We start from the raw sequence: 4,239 nt of genomic DNA on the forward strand, positions 1-4,239 counted from the left end.
TCTTGGCTTGCCTTCGGCGAGATCGTCCGGGCACTCAAGGTCTTCATTTCTTGCCGACACCTTCAAATCAGGGATTGCAAAGGGGATTATCCCCTTTGCCGGGGTGCAGGGGCAGCGCCCCGCCCGCCGGAGGCATTCCTCAAGAAAACACAATTCCGCACTTCACAGAGGGCTTTTTCGGGCGTATCATACGCCCATGGCATTTCCAAAAGACCTCCCTCTTGAGGACGTATTATCGTCCATCGCAGACGGCTTGTTCACCGTGGATGCGGACTGGACCATTACATATTATAATGACGCAGCAGCTCGTATCACCGGGGTTCCGGCGGCGGAGGCCCTTGGTCAGAAGTGCTGGGACGTGCTGCATTCCAGCCTGTGCGACGGAGAATGCGCCCTGAACGCATGCATCCACAAAGGCGGGCAGATCACGAACAAGTCCATCTTTATTGTCCGTCCGGACGGTGTGAAGGTGCCGGTTTCCATTTCGGCGGCCCCGCTTCGCAACGCTGATGGCGAGGTTATCGGCGGCGTGGAGACGTTTCGCGACCTCACGGAAATCCATGCGATGCGCAAGGAAATGCGGGAATCGTATTCGTTTGAGGACATTGTCGGGAAAAGCGAAGCGTTTGAGCGAATTTTCACGATACTTCCACAGATCGCCAAAAGCGAGGCCACGGTGCTGCTGCTGGGTGAGTCGGGAACAGGGAAGGAGCTTTTTGCCAAGGCGATTCACACGTTGAGCGGGCGCAAGGACGGACCGTTTGTGCCGGTCAACTGCGGAGCGCTTCCCGAGACGCTCCTTGAGTCCGAGCTTTTTGGATACAAGGCCGGGGCGTTCACTGATGCGCGAAAGGACAAACCCGGCCGTTTCGAGAGTGCTCGCGGCGGGACTATTTTCCTTGATGAAGTCGGTGACATGCCCGGCAAGTTGCAGGTCAAGCTGTTGCGCGTGCTTCAGGAGAAGACCTTTGAGCCGCTTGGGGGCGTCACGCCGGTCTCGTCCGATGCGCGCGTCATTGCGGCCACCAACCGCGACCTTGAGGCGCTCGTGGCTGAGGGTGATTTCCGTCAGGACCTCTTCTACCGGCTGAATGTGGTCACGCTTCGCCTGCCGCCGCTTCGTGAGCGCCGCGCGGACATCCCGCTGCTTGCCGACCACTTCATCCGCCGCTTCAACGCAGTGCAGGGCAAGGACGTAGAGGGCTTGTCCGAAGACGTCATGAGCATCCTGATGCGCCACGACTTTCCCGGCAACGTGCGTGAGTTGGAAAACATCATCGAGTTCGCCTTCATTCTCTGCTCTTCGGGTTTCATTCAGGTGGAGCACCTGCCGGAGACGCTTCGGCCAGATGAAGAGGCCGCGCCCGGCGGCATGCCGGTCGGCACGCTTGAGGAGATCAAGTGCATGGCGGTCAAGGCCGCGCTGGAGCGCAATCAGGGCAAGCGCATGGCAACCTGCCGCGAGTTGAACATCTCCAAGGACACCCTTCGCCGAATGCTTGCCAAGTGCGACGAGGCTGACGGCTGACGGGCGCAATCTACGCCCGCTACGCTCCCGGCAGACTTTGATTGCGCCGGGACGCCCGATCCGCCCCTTGCTAACCTACTGAAATTCAACACTTCGCCTTTTGGCACGCCCTGTGCTCATGTGATGTCGTGAGCACAATGGATTCTACACTTCTCTGCCTGGCCTGTTACGAGGATCGTTTGGCGTCGGTTTTTGAGACCGCGCCCGAGCTTCGTCTGTTCCGGGCCGAGAACGGACAATATTGCCCCGCAGGCCATCTATCCCTTCCCTCAAAGGATCCTACGGACAGGACTTCCGCCATGTTGGCCTGCGGGGTGACCCATCTGCTCTGCGGAGCCATGTGTGGCCGCACCAGAAACCTCCTCGACGCCTCCGGGATTGACGTCCTCCCCTGGGTACGAGGAAGTGTCGAGGAGGTTCTGGAGGCCTACCGCACTGGCACACTTAACAAACTCGCCCTGCCCGGCTGCGGCAACAAACCCGGCTCTTCCATGTGCCGGGGACGCGGACGAGGCGGAAAAGGCAGGAGGAACCAATCATGAAGATCGCCATCAGCAGCTCCGGCAATACGCTGGAAAGCACGCTCGACTCCCGTTTCGGACGCGCCGCAGGTTTCATCGTCTACGACACGGACTCCGGCAACTTCGAATACAAGGACAACACCCAGAACCTGAACGCCGCACAGGGCGCAGGCATCCAGTCGGCACAGAACGTTGCCGACACGGGCGCCGAGGCCGTCATCACCGGCCATGTGGGTCCCAAGGCTTTCCGCGCACTCGATCAGGCCAAAATTCGCATCTACCTTGCGGAAAGCGGCACCGTGGCCGACGCGGTGGAACGGTTCAAGTCGGGTGCCATGCAGCCCGTGGACGGCCCGGACAAGGAAGGCCACTGGTAGAGATTGACAAGCGGGCGTCGAGTCTTATTTGAAGCAAACCGCACGGAATGAGCGGAAATCACACATCAGGAGAACCCCATGAGCGATGCATGCAATAGCTGCGGCTCCGCCACTCCCGGCGGCGGCTGCTCCTCCGGCGGATGCGCCGAAGGTCCCGAAGATCTGAAATTGAAGAAGACCCTTTCGCGCATCAAGCACAAGATCGTGGTCATGTCCGGCAAGGGCGGCGTGGGCAAATCCACCGTGGCCACCAACATCGCCGTGGCCCTTTCACTGGCGGGCAAGAAGGTCGGCCTGCTCGACGTGGACGTCCACGGTCCGAGCATCCCTCGCCTGCTCTCCCTCGAAGGTCAGCAGCCGCACATCGGCGACCAGATCATCGAGCCCATTTCCTGGACCAAGAACCTCTGGGTCATGTCGCTCGGCTTCATGCTGCCCAGCAAGAGTGACGCCGTGATCTGGCGCGGTCCGGTCAAGATCGGCCTCATCAAGCAGTTTGTTCAGGATGTGGCTTGGGGCGACCTTGATTACCTGATCGTGGACTGCCCCCCGGGCACCGGCGACGAGCCGCTCTCCGCGCTGCAGACTCTCGGCCGCGACGCCCGCGCCGTCATTGTGACCACCCCGCAGGGCGTGGCCGTGGACGACGTGCGCCGCTCCGTGACTTTCGTACGCCAGGTTGGCAATCCCATGCTGGGCATCATCGAAAACATGAGCGGATTCGCCTGTCCGGATTGCGGCTCCATCCACAATATCTTCAACACTGGCGGCGGCGAACAGCTTGCCGCTGAAATGGGCGTGCAGTTCCTCGGCCGCATCCCCCTCGACCCCGAGGTGGGCCGCTCCGCCGACGAAGGCTATCCGCTGCTCAAGGTGGACCACGACTCGGCCACCGCGCAGGCCATGAACAGCATCATCAAGCCCATGCTCAATCTCGCCGACAGCCTGCAGGAAGATCTTGACCTGCCCAAGCCCGAAACGCTCAAGGACGAGCACGGCCGCATCCGCATCGCCATTCCCGTGGCTGCGGGCAAGCTCGCCCAGCACTTCGGACACTGCGAGCAGTTCGCCATGGTCGATGTCGATGCTGAAACCGGCACCATCATCGGCACCACCATGGAAACCCCGCCCCCGCACGAACCCGGCGTGATTCCGCGCTGGGTCTCCGAGCAAAAGGCACAGCTGGTCCTCGCGGGCGGCATGGGGGCAAAGGCGCAGACCATGTTCACGGACGCCGGGGTGCGCGTTGTCACAGGCTGCCCCGCAGAAAACCCCGATGAACTGGTCAACAAGTTCATGTCCGGCACGCTGGAAACGGGCGCAAACGCCTGCGACCACTAATCCGGGAGCAACCGACAACCTCCTCTACATGGTCGGAGTCCGGCACTCCGATACCCCAACAAAAGCCCCCCGCACCGAACGGTGCGGGGGGCTTGGTCGTTTTGCTGAATGCGGCGTCTAGCTGCCGGAAGAGACCCCGGCCTGACTGAACGTGGCCATGTCGTTGAACATGTCGCAGGCTCCGCGCAGCAGGAACATGGCACAGGCCGCGCCTGTTCCCTCGCCCAGCCGGAAGCCGAGGTGCAACAGCGGGTCAAGGCCGAGTTTCTCCACGGCCTTGGCGTGTCCCGGTTCGGCCGAGGCATGGCTGATGACGCAGTACTCGGCCACAGTGGGGCACATGGCCTGCGCCGCGCAAAAAGCTGCGGTGGAGATGAACCCGTCCACGCAGACAACCTGCCGGTTGCGCGCACCGCCGAGCACCAGCCCGGCCAGCGTTGCGATCTCCAGCCCGCCGAGGGCGGCCAGAATC

The 4,239-nt window shown here is 61.8% G+C and carries 5 protein-coding genes; 4 read left to right on the forward strand and 1 reads right to left on the reverse strand.

Annotation, left to right across the window (positions count from 1 at the left end):
* Window positions 1–196 precede the first annotated feature (196 nt).
* The 4 genes from JCM12178_RS17040 (at window position 197) to JCM12178_RS17050 (ending at window position 3,767) form a co-directional block, all read left to right on the forward strand.
* Window positions 197–1,528: a sigma-54 interaction domain-containing protein gene (locus JCM12178_RS17040; protein WP_054653148.1), complete on the forward strand. Its 1,332-nt coding sequence runs from the start codon at window positions 197–199 to the stop codon at window positions 1,526–1,528.
* A 137-nt stretch (window positions 1,529–1,665) separates the two neighbouring features.
* Window positions 1,666–2,070, forward strand: a complete 405-nt coding sequence (locus tag JCM12178_RS18075; protein WP_083466020.1) for a NifB/NifX family molybdenum-iron cluster-binding protein — start codon at window positions 1,666–1,668, stop codon at window positions 2,068–2,070.
* Window positions 2,067–2,426 carry a NifB/NifX family molybdenum-iron cluster-binding protein gene (locus JCM12178_RS17045; protein ID WP_054653150.1) on the forward strand — a complete coding sequence of 120 codons (360 nt, stop codon included), beginning with the start codon at window positions 2,067–2,069 and terminating at the stop codon, window positions 2,424–2,426. Before JCM12178_RS18075 ends, JCM12178_RS17045 begins: the two co-directional genes overlap by 4 nt.
* 78 nt (window positions 2,427–2,504) lie before the next feature.
* The gene (locus tag JCM12178_RS17050) at window positions 2,505–3,767 is read left to right on the forward strand and encodes an iron-sulfur cluster carrier protein MrpORP (RefSeq protein ID WP_054653152.1); all 1,263 of its coding nucleotides are present in this window, start codon (window positions 2,505–2,507) and stop codon (window positions 3,765–3,767) included.
* Between the two features lie 117 nt (window positions 3,768–3,884).
* Here JCM12178_RS17050 and JCM12178_RS17055 read toward each other — a convergent pair.
* Window positions 3,885–4,239, reverse strand: a 355-nt coding sequence (locus tag JCM12178_RS17055) for a nicotinate-nucleotide--dimethylbenzimidazole phosphoribosyltransferase (RefSeq protein WP_172677177.1), incomplete at its 5' end; no start/stop codon positions are given.

The sequence above is a fragment of the Salidesulfovibrio brasiliensis JCM 12178 genome (genome assembly GCF_001311825.1).
Lineage (GTDB): Bacteria > Desulfobacterota > Desulfovibrionia > Desulfovibrionales > Desulfovibrionaceae > Pseudodesulfovibrio > Pseudodesulfovibrio brasiliensis.

Bases quoted from the DNA above. Each gene is read 5' to 3' on its own strand.
- JCM12178_RS17040 (WP_054653148.1), top strand. From the start codon at position 197: ATGGCATTTCCAAAAGACCTCCCTCTTGAGGACGTATTATCGTCCATC.
- JCM12178_RS18075 (WP_083466020.1), top strand. From the start codon at position 1,666: ATGGATTCTACACTTCTCTGCCTGGCCTGTTACGAGGATCGTTTGGCG.
- JCM12178_RS17045 (WP_054653150.1), top strand. From the start codon at position 2,067: ATGAAGATCGCCATCAGCAGCTCCGGCAATACGCTGGAAAGCACGCTC.
- JCM12178_RS17050 (WP_054653152.1), top strand. From the start codon at position 2,505: ATGAGCGATGCATGCAATAGCTGCGGCTCCGCCACTCCCGGCGGCGGC.